Origin of the sequence: Vibrio sp. 1159, assembly GCF_033340395.1 — a bacterium.
GTDB lineage: Bacteria > Pseudomonadota > Gammaproteobacteria > Enterobacterales > Vibrionaceae > Vibrio > Vibrio alginolyticus.
The window spans coordinates 94,308-108,933 of the sequence record NZ_JAWOWL010000002.1 but is presented as its reverse complement, the minus strand read 5'-3'; the positions used below and the strand labels follow the sequence as shown (position 1 = coordinate 108,933).

Below are 14,626 nucleotides of genomic sequence, written 5' to 3'. Positions count from 1 at the left end.
AGATTGTTTAAAAATGTGAAAAAGTCAGTGACGCGCACGATTGCGTCCGCGATGCTTCTTATTTTGCTGCTCTCAGTCGCTACGACTGGTTTTGCGATTTTTACGTTAGCGTCCAGTTTGAACGATGCTGAAGCCGTCAATGTTGCTGGCTCGATGCGAATGCAAAGCTACCGTCTGGCGAATGATATTCAGGTTAAATCTGTTGACTATTCTTCACATATTGACGCATTTGAACATTCGATATATTCACCTTCAATGAAAGCGCTTCAGCATTGGTCTGTGCCTGAAGACATCACTCACGATTACTACCGTCTTATTATCAGATGGCATGAACTCAAGGCGGTGCTGAGAGGAGACAACCCGGCAGAATATCAACTCCTAGTGGCCGGTTTTGTTGAACAAATCGATGAGTTTGTATTTAAGCTGCAAAGCTTTTCGGAGCAAAAACTGATTAACTTAGCCTGGATCGGCGGGTTAGGGTTGGGTGGCATCCTTTGTGTCAGTATGTTTGTCGTTCATTTTGTGCGCCTCGAAGTTGTTCGGCCTCTGCGTGCCTTAGTTTTTGCTAGCGAGCAAATTAAAAATCGCTCATTCAATATATCGCTCAATGTATCTAGCGACAATGAAATGGGAATACTGACTCGAACCTTTAACCGGATGGCGACAGACCTTGGTAAGTTGTACCGAGGATTAGAACAAGCGGTTGATGAGAAAACACGTAAATTGCAGCATGCCAACCAGTCTTTAGAGGTGCTGTATGACTCGTCAAAAGAACTCACGGCGTCGCGTATTAATCAAGACAATTTCCAGGCGATTTTGCAGCATATCGTCAGTCTTGAGGGCATTAAAGCGGTCAAACTTGAAATCGAGCAGCTGGGAGAACCGAGCTGGATATTGATGGAAGGAGAAGAATGCTGCCAAGATTGTGATGAAGATTGCCACGGTAAAGCCCTGATGCTAGATGGCGAGCACTTGGGCTATTTATATTGGAAAGCAGGGTTACCTTGTCCGAACGAGGCTCTTATTGACAACTTCGTGCAGATTTTATCACGCGCCGTGTATTACAATCGGGCGCAGCGCCAAGCAGAACAAATTCTGCTGATGGAAGAGCGAGCCACTATTGCTCGGGAGTTGCATGATTCATTGGCTCAAGCACTCTCTTACTTAAAAATTCAGGTCGCTTTGTTGAAGAGAAGCGTAAAGAACTTGCCTGACGAAAAGGCGATCGCGCAGGCTAATCAAGTTATTGCCGAGCTAGATACGGGCTTATCTGCCGCTTATACGCAGTTACGCGAGTTACTGACGACGTTTCGTCTTACGATTAAAGAGGGCAGTTTTGGCCAAGCATTGCAAGACATGGTTGAAACGCTCAGTGAACAAACTGCTGCGGACATTACGCTAAAAAATAGACTTTCATCAACTGAACTGGATGCACATCAGCAGGTTCATTTACTACAGTTGATAAGAGAAGCGGCAATTAATGCTATCAAACATGCGCAAGCAGATAATATTCACATTCAATGTCTCGATAATGATGGAAAAGTCACAGTAACCGTTAGCGACGATGGAATAGGCTTTGAACATCAAGACGAAAAATTAAATCATTACGGTATGAGTATCATGCAAGAGCGGGCCGCTAGACTGCATGCCGATCTTCACATCGAAGCATCGATAAACAAAGGTTGTACCGTAAAATTAGAATTCCAACATAGTAAGGAAGTAAACAGTGACAGTGTGTAAAGTAATGCTGGTGGATGATCATCCACTCATGCGAAGAGGTATCCACCAGCTTTTAAGCTTTGAGCCTGAGTTTGAGGTCATTGCAGAAGCAAGTAATGGCGCGGATGCAGTAGCGAAAGCGCATGAGCTGGAACTGGATCTTGTACTTCTTGATCTTAATATGAAAGGCATGTCTGGCCTTGATACTTTGCAAGCACTGCGTGCAGATGGCTGTGAAGCCAGAATTGTCATTCTAACCGTTTCGGATAGCCCAGCAGATATAGAAGCAATAGTTCGAAGTGGTGCCGATGGCTATTTATTGAAAGACACTGAGCCCGATGAGTTGGTTGAGTTGCTAAAACAAGCGCACCAAGGGGACAAGGCATACAGCCAAGAAGTTTCTAAGTATTTGAGTGAACGTTCAGAGCAAGAGGACGTGTTTGATACACTGACCGATCGTGAATCGCAGATCTTAAGAGAGGTGGCAAGAGGTTTCCGCAACAAGCAAATTGCCGATCGTCTTTTTATCTCTGAGTCTACGGTTAAAGTACATATGAAGAGTTTACTTAAAAAGCTACAAGTTCCTTCTCGTACTGCAGCAACCGTCCTTTATCTTGAGCGCTTTGGCGACATCAAATAACATTGTTGGATTTGAATCTGTAATAATAAATAAAATCAACCAGTTATATTGATTCTGACGAATAAAAAAACCGCCTGTTAGGCGGTTTTTTTACTTGTCTGGGCGAATAGAGTACAAGTCACTGTTGTGCTTACCACACTCCAAATAGTACTGATAAGCCACTTTTTTGCTTTCAGCAATGACTCTCATGCAGTGCATTTTCCCCTGTTCAAAATATCGAATCTCATATTCTACACTGGTATCAAGTTGCTCAGCGGCTGCCATACTTCGCCTCCATAAACCATCCAAAAAACATCCATGCAAATTATATGCCGTTATAGGGAGCGTCGTTCGGTACGTTTTTTAGCCGATAATTGCGCTCTAACTCACTTTTTTGCGGATAGCTGTGATCAAAAAGTTAATTTCAAACTCTATATATTATTAAGGTGGCAATCAATATTTGTCACACTGGTGTAAGTTTGCCGCAATACTAAGTGATACAGGTTGAGTATAGAACTTAATCAACAGAAAAGGGAATACGAATAAGTGACTAAATTAAAGGATGTATCTAATAAGGCGCTTCGTTATGGCCTTCTATTTTGTTTCGTATTTCTGCTTGCCGGTTGTGCGAAAAAGTTTTTATACAGCAATATCGATTGGTTCGTGCTCGATTACTTAGAGGACTATATCTCGTTGCAAGGGGAACAAGAAGTCCTAGTGGAAGAGCGCTTATTACTGTTGGCAGACTGGCACAAGAAAGAGGAGTTACCATTATATATCGAACATTTAAAAGACCTTGAGAGATTAAAAGCGAGCGATATCACCTTAAATTACTTACAAAAAAATCGAGATAGAATGCGATCGCATTACGATAGAGTGGTCAGCAAAGCAGCACCAGATCTTTTTGCGTTAAGTTTGCAATTAACGAAAGAGCAAGAACGCGAGTTTTTGAGTAATGTACAAGAACACTATCAAGAGCGAAACGCAAAATATGCCGATAAGACAGAAGACGAAGTGCGTGAAATTATTCTGGATAACACTGAAGAGTGGATGGAAGAATGGCTAGGGAATCTATCAGGAAATCAGCGTCAATTAGCTCAAACATTTTCTCAGCAAGTTATTTTAAACAGCCCTTTATGGAGAGATTATCGAGCCACGGTATATCAAGAGCTCGAATACTTGTTCGACAACAAATCTAATGTTGTGACTTATCAAGATATATTTATGCGACTCTTGTTCGAGCCAGAGAGTTATTATAGTGAGCAGCTTTCTCTGAATATTGACTCTAACTTTGCATTGGTTGATCAACTGACATTAGATGTTTCTCGTTCGATGACCGATAAGCAATGGCGTCATTTTCGTGAAAAGGTTAAAGAGTGGCGAGTACTGGCAGAGGAACTTTTAGATTAAATTCATGCTTCAATGAGCGAAAGCAAAGCGCAAAAGCCTTTCTTATCAAAAAATGATTCAAAGCAAATTCTTATTGAACTAAGAGCGTAACATAGCGTGAGGTTTGATGAGGCAACGTCAGCTTATCAATGCGTGATAAGGCCTCATCGTACAAAACAATGAGAATAAATATGAAACATTTAGTTGAAAGATTTCTTCGATACGTCACGTTTGATACCCAATCCAATCCACATGTGACGCTTTGCCCAAGTTCACCTGGTCAGCTTGTGTTTGCTGAGTTACTTAAAAAAGAGATGATCGAGCTTGGTTTAAGTGACGTGACTTTGGATAAAAATGGCTATTTGATGGCTAAACTGCCAGCCAATATTGACTATGAGGTTCCTCCTATCGGCTTCATTGCCCATATGGATACCGCGCCGGATGCATCTGGCAAAAACGTAAAGCCGCAATTCATCGAAGATTACCAAGGTGGCGATATTGCATTAGGGTTGGGGGATGAAGTGTTATCTCCCGTGCAATACCCCGATTTACATCACCTACATGGCCACAATCTTATTACTACCGATGGCACTACATTACTTGGCGCGGATAACAAAGCCGGTATCGCAGAGATTCTTTCCGCGGTAGCTCTGCTACTGGAAAACCCAGACATTCCACACGGCGACATTTGTATCGGTTTTACTCCGGATGAAGAAATCGGTCGTGGTGCAGATTTGTTTAATGTTAAAAAATTTGGCGCGAAATGGGCATACACTATAGATGGTGGCCCGCAAGGTGAGTTGGAATACGAAAACTTTAATGCAGCAAACGCTGATGTAATTTTTCATGGTGTTAGCGTTCATCCAGGTACTGCAAAAGGCAAAATGGTCAATGCGATGAACTTGGCTGCGAAATTTCAAGTTCAAATGCCCCAAGATCAAACTCCGGAAACAACCGAAGGTTACGAAGGGTTCTTCCATCTAAAATCGGCAGAAATGGGCGTTGCACGAAGCGAGCTAGGTTACATTATTAGAGACTTTGACCGTCAAAGACTTGAGGATCGAAAAGCCTTTATGCAGAAACTCGTCGATGAAATGAACACGGGTTTACGCCATGGTTCTGTAGAGCTAAAAATAAAAGACAGCTATTACAATATGAGAGAAATGGTTGAGCCTTACCCTCATATCATTGAGCTGGCAAAGCAAGCGATGGAAGCGTGTGATGTGGAACCGATTATAAAACCTATTCGTGGTGGTACAGATGGTGCTCGTTTATCTTTTATGGGTTTGCCGTGCCCGAATATCTTCACCGGCGGTTTTAACTTCCACGGAATTCATGAGTTTATTTCTGTTGAAATGATGGAAAAATCAGTACTCGTTATCGTCAAAATTGCTGAGCTTACAGCGAAAAAACACAGTTAAAAGACTACGTCGAGACCTCTTGCAGATTTAATAACAAAATAGCCCAGATCTTCCTGGGCTATTTAAATATTAAGATGGAATACTAGCGCACGTCTTTGTCTTCAATTTCAATGTCTTCTAGTGGTAACCAGTCGACTTTCACACCCGCTTGATCGAACATATCTTGACTGACTTGGATTTTATCTCCCCAGCGAGATAAAAAGTCTTCAGACTGCTCAGGGCAGTGTACGTGTGAGATCCCTGTTTGAATGATCTTTGCCGCGCAGTTAGGGCAAGGAAAATGCGTTACCCAAATATCACATCCGTCTAAGTCACGTTTTGAGAACAAAATTGCGTTCTCTTCCGCGTGCAGTGTTTTAAGGTATTTCAACTCGCGCTCATCGGTGTCGACACTGTCAGAAACACCATGCGGATAGCCATTAAATCCAACAGATACAATGCGATTCTGTTTAGTAATAACGGCACCGACTTGTGTTGATGGGTCCTTACTCCAAGATGCCACTAGTTCTGCCATCTGGTAAAAGCGTTTCGCCCATTTAGAAATCATAGTCATCCTCTCTGTCGAAGGCGTTGAATTAATTGAATGATAACCCATTTATATTAAAAAAATAGTCAAAATCGGGGTCTTGAGTATGAAGGCGTCACTTTTTACCTTTTTAGCCATAAAACGTTCTTATCTTGAGCACTGAATCTCACTTTACGCCCGAATACAATACTCCCGTTAGTGTTTCCAAACTCAAATTAAAACTCGCGATCTCCTAAGGCGTATATTAAATAGTTATGATTGAGTTGTATGTATATTGCTCATTGAATACCACTGTTAACTAAATTACTTTATTTTCCTTTTGTTTCTCATGTTTACATTTAGAAACACCTTGGGCGCTTTTCAGTGAAGTTTTCAGTGGCAGCAAGGAGTAAGGTTGATAGGAATTCAACAATATCCTGTTCTATAAAGACGGTAAATACATGCAAAAGAAACCACTTGTCGCACTAATGGCGGCTACAGCAATCCTCGCTGGATGCGGGGAAGCTAATAATGCCCAAACGAAAGGTCAAGCGCCTCTCGTAGTGACTCAGGATGTCACGGTTATCGACTACCAACCGAGCAAGTCTTATATCGGTCGCATTGAAGCAGTAGAAGATACCAATATTACCGCGCAGATTTCTGGCTACTTAAAAGCTCGTCACTTTGAAGAGGGGCAAATGGTAGAAAAAGGGCAGCTCCTTTACTCTATCGAGCCATCTTCTTTTGAAGCCCAAGTCGCGAGTGCTAAAGCCGCACTTGCACAAGCTAAAGCGGCGCTAAAAAAAGCCGAATTAGATCATACTCGAGGTAAAAACTTGTTGCCTCGCGGTAGTATCTCTCAATCTGAGTTTGATGCTTTAACAGCGGCACTTCTTGGTGCGAGAGCAGAGCTAGAAGCGGCAAATGCTCAACTTAAACTTGCTGAAGTTAACCTTTCCTATACTCAAATCCGAGCACCTTTTAGCGGACGTATTAGTGATACCAAAGTGAGTACGGGTGATCTGGTTTCTCCATCATCTGGCGTGCTGACGACATTGGTGAGCTTAGACCCAGTGCATACTTCATTTAGTGTGAGTGAGCGCGAGCGTTTAGCCATGGGTATGGATCAAGTCAAAGGCGACGGCTCAGCAGAATCAAACCGCGTTGAAGTTCAGCTTGAGCTGGAAAATGGTCAGTTTTTTGAGCATCTGGGTAAGCTCGATTTCTTAGGTAATCGTATTGACACCAAAACGGGTACGATTGCAATGCGTGCGCTAGTGCCAAACCCAGAGCAGAAGTTACTTCCGGGTCAGCACATCAAAGTGAACTTAAGAGATAAGAATACGAAGGACGTTATTGTTATTCCACGACGTGCCGTTCAGACTGACTTAGAAGGTGACTTTGTGATGGTGATGGCTGAGGGAAATGTCGCAGAGCGTCGTAACGTAGAGCTTGGCCCTCAGGTTGAACAAGGTATTATCATTCGAGAAGGGCTCGATCAGGAAGATACAGTTATTACACAAGGCCTACAACGTGTGCGTAATGGTGTAGAAGTGCGCCTTCAAGCACCTGCTGAAGATAAGCAGTAGGGGGGCACTATGTTAAGTCGTTTCTTTATTCAGAGACCTAAATTCGCGCTGGTTATTTCGATCATATTAACGCTAGCCGGCGCGATCTCACTGGCGATTTTGCCAGTGGCGGAGTACCCACAGATAAGTCCGCCATCAGTCAGCGTTTCGGCATACTACACCGGTGCGAGTGCGGAAGTTGTCGAGCAGGCCATTGCTGACCCCATAGAGACCTCAGTCAACGGCGTTGAGGATATGATATACATGTCTTCAAAGAGCGCGAACGATGGCTCTTACAGCCTAAACGTCACGTTTGATGTCGGCACCGATCCAGATATGGCGCAAGTTAACGTGCAAAACCGCGTGTCACAGATTGAGTCAAAACTGCCTCAAGAAGTTCGCATGGTTGGTGTGACGGTGAAAAAGCGTTCACCTGACTTGCTGATGGTACTTAACTTCTATTCACCTGATGGCAAATACGATGATCAGTTCTTGATTAACTACATTAACTTGAATGTAAAAGATCAGTTGGCTCGTGCGAAAGGTATCAGTGAAGTTAACGTGATTGGTGGTGGCGAATACGCAATGCGTGTTTGGTTAGATCCTGAAAAAATGGCCAACCTTAAGCTAACCACGTCAGACGTATACGCCGCTTTGGCTGAACAGAACGTTCAAGTTGCGGCAGGGCGTGTAGGTGCAGCACCATACAACAATCCGCAAGAAGTTCAGTTTAACCTTGTGACCAAAGGTCGCTTGGAAAGCGTGAATGAGTTTGAGAACGTAGTCCTTCGAGCTAATCCCAATGGCTCTACGGTTTATCTGAAAGATGTTGCTCGCGTTGAACTAGGCAAAAAGTTCTACGATGGTAACGGTAAGTTCCGTGGCCAGGACGCGTCAATCGTTGCGTTGTCTCTTCAATCGGATGCGAATGCGTTAGAAAGTGGTCAGGCCGTCATGGAGCTCCTTGAAGGCTTGAGCAAAAACTTCCCAGAGGGAATGGAATACGAGACCAGCTACGATACAACCGTGTTCGTATCTGAATCGATCAAAGGGGTAGTAAAAACACTGATTGAAGCGATTCTATTGGTGATTGCTGTAACTTACTTGTTCTTGGGTAGTGCGCGTGCAACGTTGATTCCTGTTGTCGCGATCCCCGTTTCTCTGATTGGTACGTTTGCCATCATGCAGGCAACGGGCTTCACCATTAATACGGTTACTTTGTTTGGCTTGATCCTTGCGATTGGTATCGTGGTGGACGATGCGATTCTGGTTATCGAAAACGTCGATACTACCATGGCGAAAGACCCAACCATCTCACCGCGTAAAGCGACGTTGCTAGCGATGAAAGAAGTAACGGGCCCAATCATCACGTCGACCTTGGTTCTACTTGCGGTATTCATACCCGTCGCCATGCTGCCAGGTATCACCGGTATCATGTATCGCCAGTTCGCTTTGACCATCTGTATTTCGGTTGTGATTTCATCCATCAATGCATTGACGCTGTCTCCAGCACTTTGTTCTCTGGTATTGAAGCAGGGTGGGGGCAATACCGCTAACTGGTTCCAGGCTTTCAACCGAGGCTTAGAGCGCATCACTACGCGTTATGGCCAGATCGCTGGTTTCTTGGTGAAGAAGTCTTTACTGCTCGTGACGTTCTTTATAGTTGCTATCGCAGCGGTCACTTTCTTTGCGAAAACTACCTCTACAGCGTTTGTTCCTCAAGAAGATAAAGGCATTTTGCTGGTTAACGTACAGCTACCAGATTCAGCCTCTTTATCACGTACTGAAGAAGTCACCAATGATTTAATGAAAATGATCGGTGAAGAACCTGGTGTGGATGGTGTGACGGTTGCGAACGGTTACTCGTTTATGACAGGCGCAGCAGCATCAAACGGTGCTTCTGTATTTATCAAATTGCATGATTGGGATACTCGTAACTCGCTGCAAGGAGAGCACTCTGCTAATGCTATCGCGGCACGTATTAACGGGCGAGCGGCGACAGAGTTACCTCAAGCGGTTGTTTTTGCGATGGGACCACCGGCGGTTCCAGGTATGGGCGCTGCGTCTGGTTTTGAGTTTGTGCTTGAAGACACGCTAGGGCGAAGTCGTACCGACTTGTCGATGGTCATGGGAGAAATGATCCAAGCGGCTAACCAAGCGCCTGAAATTGCCTACACGTTTAGCACGTTCCGCGCGAATGTTCCGCACTACTACGTTGATATCGATCGTGAGAAAGCGCAGCAATTAGGTATTTCGCTGTCGTCTATTTTCCAAACCTTGCAAGGCAACTTAGGTTCGCTTTATGTGAATGACTTCACCATGTTTGGTAAGAACTTCCGCGTAACCATGCAAGCTGATAGCCAGCACCGTAGCAGCATGGAAGATCTAGAGCGTTTCCATGTTCGTTCTTCGAACGGTGATATGGTTCCGTTAAGTACGCTAGTGAGCTACGAGCAAGTGTTTGAGCCTGATGTGGCGTGGCGTTACAACATGTACCGCAGTGCTATCATTCAAGGCCAACCAGCACCGGGTTACTCTAGTGGTGATGCGATTGCCGCAATGGAACGCGTTGCTGCTGAAGTTCTTCCACAAGGGTATACGTATGAATGGACAGGTATGGCTTATCAGGAAGTGCTTGCGGGCAACCAAGCCATTTATGCGTTTGCGCTGGCTTTGATATTCATTTACTTGTTTATGGTGGCTCAGTATGAGAGTTGGAGTATTCCACTGGCTATTATTTTGGTGGTCCCAGTAGCAACGTTAGGTTCCTTCCTTGCGTTGAATCTAACTGGCACGCCGCTTAACTTGTATGCCCAAATTGGTCTTGTCTTGCTCATAGCCTTGGCGGCGAAAAACGCAATTTTGATTGTGGAGTTCGCCAAGCAAGAGCGTGAAGAAAAAGATGCTGATATCGATAGTGCAGCGGTTAAAGGAGGCACGTTACGTTTCCGCGCTGTGAATATGACATCTTGGTCATTTATCCTGGGTATCTTCCCGCTTATCTTTGCCGCTGGCGCGGGGCACGTGAGTCAAAACTCACTCGGCGTGTCGCTGATTGGTGGTCTATTGTGTGTGCTTTTAGCAGGTACATTCTTGATCCCAGGCTTCTACGCTCTGGTGCAAAGACAGCGTGAGAAAGTTCATGGCGGCAACACCAAGCTGGTTCCTCTTGATAATGAATAATCACATCCGAAGTGCGCAGTAAGCACGAAGTGACAATTGAAAAAAAGCCCGAAGCAATGGTTGCCTCGGGCTTTCTATTTTGAAAAAGGGTTATTTTAGCGCAGTTTTGAATTGTGCAACGGCTTCATCCATATCATGAGCTTGAGCAGAGACAGAGTTCACTTCATGCAAGCATTCCTGAGCGGATTGCATGTTATTCTCAGATATTGCGTTTAGCTCGGTGATTGAACCGCTAACTTGGTTCATCACGATACCTTGTTCTTCAATTGCTGAAGCTATGCGCTCCGAATTACCTTGAATTGAATGCATGTCAGTGATGATCTGTTGCAGGCTAGAATCCAGTTTTTCAGAAGCATTAAGTGTTTGTTGCCCTTGATCGTTACATTGATCAATATCAGCAACAACTGTAGACATTTGAGTTTGAATATCTGCAACGACCCGCGTGATTTCCTCTGTGGATTGATGAGTTCGGCTAGCTAGGGCGCGTACTTCATCGGCAACAACTGCAAACCCGCGGCCTTGTTCGCCTGCTCGCGCGGCTTCAATTGCTGCGTTGAGAGCTAGTAGGTTGGTTTGCTCTGCAATTTCTTGGATGATGTTCACGGCACCACCAATTTTATCTACATGCTGATTCAGCGAGCCAATCGACTGCTGGCTGTTTGATAAAATCGTGGTTAGTTGACCGATGTTGGTTACCGTCGCCTCAACAACTCCTCGACCTTGTTCGGCATTATTCGCTGCCTGATGTACGCCTTCTACCGCAACTGATGTGCTTTCAGAGATTTCACCTATTGTGGCAACCATTTGCTGAACTGCCGTCGCCATTGATGCAGTGTGGTCAGTTTGAGTGTGGAATTGCTCCATAACGCCTTCTAACTCACGATGCATATTATCGGTACTTGCAGTGAGTTGCGCCGATTTTTCTTGGGTACTACTAATTAGATGCTCAAGCTTATCCAATAGGTCATTGAGGTGATGACTGATATCAAATAGCTCGTCTTGACCTTTCAAATCAGATCGAAGTCCCATGTTGTTCGTTTCGCTGATACTTCGAATGGTGCCAAGTAAGCTATTCACTCGCGTATTGATTGAACGTGAAATTTGCCAAATCAATGCGAAAATAACGACTAAGATCAGAGCTGTAATGACCTGCTTGATGGTCGAAATTTGTTCATCACGTTGTGCGGCAGCAGAGCTAAGGGCTGTGGAAAAGGTTTCAAATTGCTCTTCTACGGCATGAGATAATGCGCGAGTTTCACCGAGTAGGCCTTTGTCATAAGCAACCCCAACAACTTGCTTTTGGGCCGCCAATTGCTTACCTGTTTTGATAAGCTCCGGAGCATATTGCCCCTCAAGCAAGTCACTATTGAATAGTCCTGCTTTTACCGCAGAGTCAAAACGGACTAATGCCAATAACTGCTGGTGGTCTGAACGTTGTTTTGCTTCTAATAGTGCTTGTTCGTAACCAGCGAGAAGTCCACTCTTTGAATCAAGCCCGTATCGTTGGTAAGCGCTGACCAGATTCTGAAAGCCCCTTTGGTATGCGAGCAAGTCTTGCTTAAATTGTTGACTGGAAGGTAATTCATTACTCTTGAGTATGTTCGCAAGCTCTTTTTCTGTGTCTATAAACTTGTCAACATTGGCGTCAAACTTATTTAGATATTTGTCATTACTACGTAGTAGGAAATCTTTTTCATTTCTGCGTAAGTTTAGTAAGCGTATTTCTAGATCACCAACGAGTTTGATGGCGTGATTAAGGTCATTGCTCTTATTTTCAAAATGGGATGACGTACCCAAAAGGGCTACGATGCCTAAAATGGCGATAACTCCGAGGAAGTAGAGTTTTTGCCTAATAGTCATATTGTTGTTTCCTGAATAAGTAACTAAAAAGAGAAATCCAATGAGATTTCCAAGGGCTAGCAAACGTTGTTCAACTAACATGTCGAGAAAACGACATGCACTAATACAGCACTTTTTTACGTTGCTGTTTTTTCGCTCCGTGCTTGTTTTTTGTATCAAGTCGTCGGCGTTGAGAAGCGCGGGTTGGTTTCGTTTTAATACGCTTCTTCTCCTGTAAAGCGGCAGCTTTTATCAATGCTTGAAGCCGATTTAGGGCGTCTTCCTTATTTTGTTCTTGTGTCCGAAATTGTTGCGCTTTGATGATGATCACGCCATCTTTACTTATACGACTATCAGAAAGTGCAAGTAATCGCTCTTTGTAAAAGTCAGGTAAGCTTGAATGCCGGATATCAAAGCGCAGGTGTATAGCGGACGCTACCTTGTTAACGTTCTGGCCACCATTCCCTTGAGCTCTAATTGGGGATAATTGAATTTCCCACTCTTGAATTGTGACGGAGTTCGAAATTTTGAGCATGATAAGTAAATGCCGGTAAGGACGATTGAAAGAGCTGATAAATTAACATTACAGATGCACAAATAGAAGAAAAGACATGAGCACGATTGATTTTAGACCCTATGAAGGATTCATATTTGATATGGATGGTACTCTAATCGATACCATGCCAGCCCACTTGGCAGCTTGGCAAGCAACTGCTGAGCGTTTTGATTTTCCGTTTTGTCAGGAGTGGTTTCACAGTTTAGGAGGGATGCCGAGCTTTAAAATTGTTGAGGAACTAAATCGTGTGCATGAGCTTTCATTAGATCCTAAAACTGTCGCGACATTTAAAATGGAAACATTCGCTGCTATGGAGCTTCATGGTGACGTTATTCCTTGCACGAACATCGTGTTAGAGGAATATTTAGGCCATAAGAAAATTGCAGTCGGGACTGGCAGCCAACGAGAAAGTGCCATGCGCTTATTAAGTCATGCAGGTTTATTAGACAAGTTGGATGTTGTAGTAACCGCGAGTGATGTAGAGAACCATAAACCCTTTCCAGATACCTTTTTGGTGGCCGCGCAACAACTCGACGTGGAGGCGTCACAGTGTCTTGTGTTCGAGGATACTGAGTTGGGGAAGCGAGCGGCGCATGCAGCTGGTATGGATTGCGTTATGGTGCAAGATAATGAGTTGATCTTTTTCCCAAAACCATAGTGGCAATATCCCTTAATATGAGATCAAAATGGGGTGCAAATGCACCCCATTAATTTTTACCACATCATCGATCATGAATCATAGATGCTTATTCTGGTTGAACTAGCTCTTGGTATTCAAATGAAGGTACCACAACTTCTACGCGACGGTTTTTCTCACGACCTTCGCGAGTGCTGTTGTCAGCAACTGGGTTTTCTTCACCCATACCTTTAACTGTCAAACGATCTGAACCAATGCCAGCTGCGGTTAGGTAATCAGCAACAGATTGAGCACGACGCTCAGACAGTTTTTGGTTGTATGCCGCAGGGCCTGAGCTATCCGTGTAACCAGTAATCTCTACTTGAGCTTGAGGATATTCGTTCAAGAATGAAACAAAGTTGTCCAGACGTTCAGAAACGGACTCTGTTAACTTAGCACTATCGAATTCAAACGTACCTGTACCGTACTCTTCTTTGTGCACCTTGCTCATCATCACTGGTTCTGGATCTGGCTCGATCACTTCTTCCGTTACAACTGCTGCAACAACTGGAGCTGCTGCGAATTTGTAGTTAACACCGATACCAAAGAAGTTAGCATCCATGTCGTCCCACACGTCGTCAGACATATCTTGGTAGCGTTGGTATTCAGCGCGAACACTCCAGTTTCTATCGATCGAGTATTCAGCACCCAAAGAACCTGTTGGGACAAAGTCTGTTTCGTCATCAGACATCATGTAAGCACCACCGATCTTAGCAAATAGATTCCAAGAGTCGTTTAAGTGCCAGTTGAATTTAGGTGCAAGTGTTAAAGCCGTTAGATTGCCGTCAATCGTATTAATCGTATTAGCCCCTGACCTAGAGTTTCCTTCATAGTCGCCTAAGAAGTCTACGCCGTACTCTAGCCCGATGATATCGGTAAAGTCATAACCGATATGTAGTCCTGCACCGAACGCTTCATCATCACAAGGGCTATTTAGATAGCAAGCGTCGTCAAGTGTAGTCATGCCCACTTTGCCCCCGATGTACATTTCAGCTTGAGCAGAGTTTAAAAGCGCGCTACTACCAGCTACCACTGCTGCTACTGCAATTGCTACTTTGTTCATAATGTTTCCTTGTATTGATTGCATATTAACTTCTACTTCGTTTTATCAAAAAATTAGAAAAAACCAGCGTTTATAAGAAATTAGTTTA

The 14,626-nt window shown here is 44.1% G+C and carries 12 protein-coding genes; 7 read left to right on the top strand and 5 right to left on the bottom strand.

From position 1 onward, the window contains the following. Nucleotides 1-3 precede the first annotated feature (3 nt). Together narQ and R7127_RS02180 are read left to right on the top strand one after the other, a co-directional pair. A complete protein-coding gene (gene narQ, locus R7127_RS02185; protein WP_025767926.1) occupies nt 4-1,740 on the top strand; it encodes a nitrate/nitrite two-component system sensor histidine kinase NarQ in 1,737 nt (578 codons plus the stop codon). A 4-nt stretch (nt 1,741-1,744) separates the two neighbouring features. Beyond that, nucleotides 1,745-2,359: a response regulator gene (locus R7127_RS02180; protein WP_031777156.1), complete on the top strand. Its 615-nt coding sequence runs from the start codon at nt 1,745-1,747 to the stop codon at nt 2,357-2,359. Nucleotides 2,360-2,449: 90 nt separating this feature from the next. On the opposite strand, the gene R7127_RS02175 is transcribed toward R7127_RS02180, so the two are convergent. Further along, on the bottom strand, nt 2,450-2,623 hold the full coding sequence (locus R7127_RS02175; RefSeq protein ID WP_005373524.1) for a hypothetical protein: 174 nt from the start codon (nt 2,621-2,623) through the stop codon (nt 2,450-2,452). Nucleotides 2,624-2,884: 261 nt separating this feature from the next. Between R7127_RS02175 and R7127_RS02170 the strand changes: the two genes are divergently transcribed. Both R7127_RS02170 and pepT read left to right on the top strand, forming a co-directional pair. Beyond that, a complete protein-coding gene (locus R7127_RS02170) occupies nt 2,885-3,748 on the top strand; it encodes a DUF6279 family lipoprotein (protein ID WP_182038386.1) in 864 nt (287 codons plus the stop codon). A 170-nt stretch (nt 3,749-3,918) separates the two neighbouring features. After that, nucleotides 3,919-5,148, top strand: coding sequence for a peptidase T (gene pepT / locus R7127_RS02165; RefSeq protein WP_033906377.1), 1,230 nt, complete (start codon nt 3,919-3,921; stop codon nt 5,146-5,148). A gap of 82 nt (nt 5,149-5,230) precedes the next feature. Here the strand turns inward: pepT and R7127_RS02160 are convergent, their stop codons facing one another. After that, complete coding sequence (locus tag R7127_RS02160) at nt 5,231-5,695, bottom strand: dCMP deaminase family protein (RefSeq protein WP_005373515.1); 465 nt, start codon at nt 5,693-5,695, stop codon at nt 5,231-5,233. Between the two features lie 419 nt (nt 5,696-6,114). Between R7127_RS02160 and vmeY the strand changes: the two genes are divergently transcribed. Together vmeY and vmeZ are read left to right on the top strand one after the other, a co-directional pair. Continuing rightward, a complete protein-coding gene (gene vmeY, locus R7127_RS02155) occupies nt 6,115-7,242 on the top strand; it encodes a multidrug efflux RND transporter periplasmic adaptor subunit VmeY (RefSeq protein WP_064369359.1) in 1,128 nt (375 codons plus the stop codon). A gap of 9 nt (nt 7,243-7,251) precedes the next feature. Continuing rightward, a complete protein-coding gene (gene vmeZ, locus R7127_RS02150) occupies nt 7,252-10,404 on the top strand; it encodes a multidrug efflux RND transporter permease subunit VmeZ (RefSeq protein ID WP_064369358.1) in 3,153 nt (1,050 codons plus the stop codon). Between the two features lie 90 nt (nt 10,405-10,494). Here the strand turns inward: vmeZ and R7127_RS02145 are convergent, their stop codons facing one another. Together R7127_RS02145 and arfB are read right to left on the bottom strand one after the other, a co-directional pair. Continuing rightward, entirely contained in the window at nt 10,495-12,264 is a 1,770-nt protein-coding gene (locus R7127_RS02145) for a methyl-accepting chemotaxis protein (RefSeq protein ID WP_318141785.1), read from the bottom strand. Between the two features lie 100 nt (nt 12,265-12,364). Then, nucleotides 12,365-12,778, bottom strand: a complete 414-nt coding sequence (gene arfB, locus R7127_RS02140) for an alternative ribosome rescue aminoacyl-tRNA hydrolase ArfB (RefSeq protein ID WP_017635196.1) — start codon at nt 12,776-12,778, stop codon at nt 12,365-12,367. Between the two features lie 76 nt (nt 12,779-12,854). Here arfB and R7127_RS02135 point away from each other — a divergent pair, with 76 nt between their 5' ends. Then, a complete protein-coding gene (locus R7127_RS02135) occupies nt 12,855-13,457 on the top strand; it encodes a beta-phosphoglucomutase family hydrolase (RefSeq protein WP_064369357.1) in 603 nt (200 codons plus the stop codon). 88 nt (nt 13,458-13,545) lie between these two features. On the opposite strand, the gene R7127_RS02130 is transcribed toward R7127_RS02135, so the two are convergent. Beyond that, nucleotides 13,546-14,538, bottom strand: a complete 993-nt coding sequence (locus tag R7127_RS02130) for an OmpA family protein (RefSeq protein WP_005373499.1) — start codon at nt 14,536-14,538, stop codon at nt 13,546-13,548. Nucleotides 14,539-14,626 lie beyond the last annotated feature (88 nt).

Excerpts from the sequence above, each read along its gene's own strand:
- R7127_RS02180 (WP_031777156.1), top strand. The coding sequence starts at position 1,745 with ATGCTGGTGGATGATCATCCACTCATGCGAAGAGGTATCCACCAGCTT.
- R7127_RS02175 (WP_005373524.1), bottom strand. The coding sequence starts at position 2,623 with ATGGCAGCCGCTGAGCAACTTGATACCAGTGTAGAATATGAGATTCGA.
- pepT (WP_033906377.1), top strand. The coding sequence starts at position 3,919 with ATGAAACATTTAGTTGAAAGATTTCTTCGATACGTCACGTTTGATACC.
- R7127_RS02160 (WP_005373515.1), bottom strand. The coding sequence starts at position 5,695 with ATGATTTCTAAATGGGCGAAACGCTTTTACCAGATGGCAGAACTAGTG.
- vmeY (WP_064369359.1), top strand. The coding sequence starts at position 6,115 with ATGCAAAAGAAACCACTTGTCGCACTAATGGCGGCTACAGCAATCCTC.
- vmeZ (WP_064369358.1), top strand. The coding sequence starts at position 7,252 with ATGTTAAGTCGTTTCTTTATTCAGAGACCTAAATTCGCGCTGGTTATT.
- R7127_RS02145 (WP_318141785.1), bottom strand. The coding sequence starts at position 12,264 with ATGACTATTAGGCAAAAACTCTACTTCCTCGGAGTTATCGCCATTTTA.
- arfB (WP_017635196.1), bottom strand. The coding sequence starts at position 12,778 with ATGCTCAAAATTTCGAACTCCGTCACAATTCAAGAGTGGGAAATTCAA.
- R7127_RS02135 (WP_064369357.1), top strand. The coding sequence starts at position 12,855 with ATGAGCACGATTGATTTTAGACCCTATGAAGGATTCATATTTGATATG.
- R7127_RS02130 (WP_005373499.1), bottom strand. The coding sequence starts at position 14,538 with ATGAACAAAGTAGCAATTGCAGTAGCAGCAGTGGTAGCTGGTAGTAGC.